Raw genomic sequence first — 2,292 nt, forward strand, 5'->3', positions numbered from 1 at the left:
TCCCGTGGGGGTGACCACGGGGGCGTGGGCCGAGCCGGACCCCGCCGGGCGGCTGGAGCGGGTGCGGAGTTGGGCGACGCTGCCGGTGCTGCCCGATCACGCCTCGGTCAACTGGCATGAAGAGGGCGCGGAGGAGATCGCCGCCGTGCTTCTCGAACTGGGCGTGGGGGTGGAGGCCGGCATCTGGTCCGGGACGGACGGGGCGGAGCGGTTCGCCGTGTCTCCGTTGGGGCCGAGGGTGTTGCGGGTGCTGGCGGAGGTGACGGACGTGGATGCGGAAGGCGCGGTTTCCTCCGCGCGGGCACTGCTGTCCGACATCGGTGCCGCCCACGGCCGCCCTGTGTTGCTGCACGGGGAGGGCGGGGGTGCGTGGCCGGTGGTGCGGTTTGCGGGGCGGCTGGGGGTGGATACCCGGGTCGGGCTGGAGGATGTGCTGGTCCTGCCGGACGGGCGGTGGGCCGGGTCCAACGCGGCGTTGGTTTCGGCGGGGTTGGCGGAGTACGCGCAGGGTGCGCTGTGAGGTGCTGGGCGTTGGGGCTGGTGCCGGGGGGTTGCGCAGCCCGGCGTGGCGGGGTGCCGCTGCGCCCACCCGTGCCGCCCCAGCGGCACGACTGCCCGCAGCTCGGCGGATTACCTGCGGTGGGCCTCGATCATCAGCCGGGAGCCTGCGCGGCGTTCGCCGAAGGCGTCGTCCGGGTTGGAGAGGACGCAGGCGTCCAGGGAGAGACAGCCGCAGCCGATGCAGTCGGTGAGGTGGTCGCGGAGGCGTTCCATCTGCTTGATGCGTTCGTCCAGCTCCGAGCGCCAGGCCTCGGAGAGGTGAGCCCAGTCCTCCCGCGTCGGCGTCCGCTCCTCGGGGAGTTCCGCCAGCGCCTCGCGGATCGTCGCCAGCGGGATGCCGACCCGTTGCGCCGCCCGGATGAAAGCGACCCTGCGCAGCGCGTCCCGCGAGTAGCGGCGCTGGTTGCCCGAGGTGCGGCGGCTGTTGATCAGCCCCTTCGACTCGTAGAAGTGCAGCGCCGAGACGGCGGCCCCGCTGCGCGCCGCCAGCTGGCCGACCGTGAGCTCATGGATCTTCTCTGGAATCTGGGGCACTCCCCGAACCCTACAGTCGACCGTTGACACGGCTCCCTCGGCCGACCATGCTAAGCAGTCGCTTAGGGAAACACGAGCAGGCAGACCTTCTGAACCGAGAGGCCGGGTCATGGCAGAGCCGAGGATCTTCACGTCCGTCGACGAACTGAAGTCGGCGGTGGGCGAGCAACTGGGGTACACCGACTGGCTCGACGTCGACCAGAAGCGGATCGACCTCTTCGCCGAGGCCACCGGCGACCACCAGTGGATCCACGTCGACCCGGAGAAGGCCGCCGCGGGCCCCTTCGGCACCACCATCGCGCACGGCTATCTGACCCTGTCGCTGCTCCCCCTCTTCGGGCCGCAGCTGATCGCCGTCGAGGGCGTGAAGATGGGCGTCAACTACGGCACCAACAAGGTGCGTTTCCCCGCGCCCGTCCCCGTCGGCTCCCGGCTGCGCGCCACCGCCGCCATCACCGGCGTCGAGGACGTGACCGGCGGCGTCCAGGTCACCGTCGCCTTCACCGTGGAGCGCGAGGGCGGCGACAAGCCCGTGTGCGTCGCCGAGTCCGTCGCCCGCTACTACCTCTGACCTCCGCCGCCGCCTCCGGCCCGGCGGGCTACTTCTCCCCCACCATGCGCAGCACGAGGTCGGCATAGAGCGTGCCGACCTCGTCCGGCGTCCACGGCCCGTCGACGTTGAACCAGCGGGCCACGTCGATGCAGAGCGAGAGAACGGCCAGGGTCGTGCCCTTCACGTCCAGCACGTCGAACTCGCCCGCGGCCACGCCGTCCTCGATGATCCCCCGCACCTCCGCGTCGCACTGCCGGCGCAGCGCGAGGATCTCGGCGCGGGCGTCGGGGCCGAGCGAGTCCAGCTCGTACTGGACGACCCGGGCGGTGGTGCGTCCGCCGGCGTGCCAGCGAACGAAGGAGCCGACCGCGTCGGCCAGACGCTCACGGGCGGTGCCCTCGCGCCGGGACGCCGTCTGCAGGATCTCCAGGGCCTTCTGGTGCCCGATCCTGCTGATGCGGTGCAGCAGCTCTTCCTTGGTCTTGTAGTGGATGTAGAGCGCGGCCGGGCTCATCCCGGCGCGCCCCGCGATGTCCCGGGTCGTCGTGGCGTGGTAGCCACGCTCGGCGAAGGCCTCCACCGCGGCGATCAGCAGCCGCCGCGCCGCGTCGGGCGTGACCTCGCCCCACGCCTGCGCCTCGCCG

The 2,292-nt window shown here is 72.0% G+C and carries 4 protein-coding genes; 2 read left to right on the forward strand and 2 right to left on the reverse strand.

Features of this window, described 5'->3' with window-relative positions:
* On the forward strand, nucleotides 1-520 hold a 520-nt coding region (locus SSQG_RS07780; RefSeq protein WP_039932121.1), incomplete at its 5' end, for a 3-keto-5-aminohexanoate cleavage protein.
* Nucleotides 521-630: 110 nt separating this feature from the next.
* Here SSQG_RS07780 and soxR read toward each other — a convergent pair.
* Nucleotides 631-1,095 carry a redox-sensitive transcriptional activator SoxR gene (soxR, locus tag SSQG_RS07785; protein WP_039932122.1) on the reverse strand — a complete coding sequence of 155 codons (465 nt, stop codon included), beginning with the start codon at nucleotides 1,093-1,095 and terminating at the stop codon, nucleotides 631-633.
* Between the two features lie 109 nt (nucleotides 1,096-1,204).
* On the opposite strand from soxR, the gene SSQG_RS07790 reads away from it, so the two are divergent.
* Nucleotides 1,205-1,666, forward strand: coding sequence for a MaoC family dehydratase (locus SSQG_RS07790; RefSeq protein ID WP_003989183.1), 462 nt, complete (start codon nucleotides 1,205-1,207; stop codon nucleotides 1,664-1,666).
* 28 nt (nucleotides 1,667-1,694) lie between these two features.
* Here SSQG_RS07790 and SSQG_RS07795 read toward each other — a convergent pair.
* A partial coding sequence (locus SSQG_RS07795) for a TetR/AcrR family transcriptional regulator (protein ID WP_003989184.1) occupies nucleotides 1,695-2,292 on the reverse strand: 598 nt, incomplete at its 5' end.

The sequence above is a fragment of the Streptomyces viridochromogenes DSM 40736 genome (assembly GCF_000158955.1).
In the GTDB taxonomy this organism is placed as follows: Bacteria; Actinomycetota; Actinomycetes; order Streptomycetales; family Streptomycetaceae; genus Streptomyces; species Streptomyces venetus.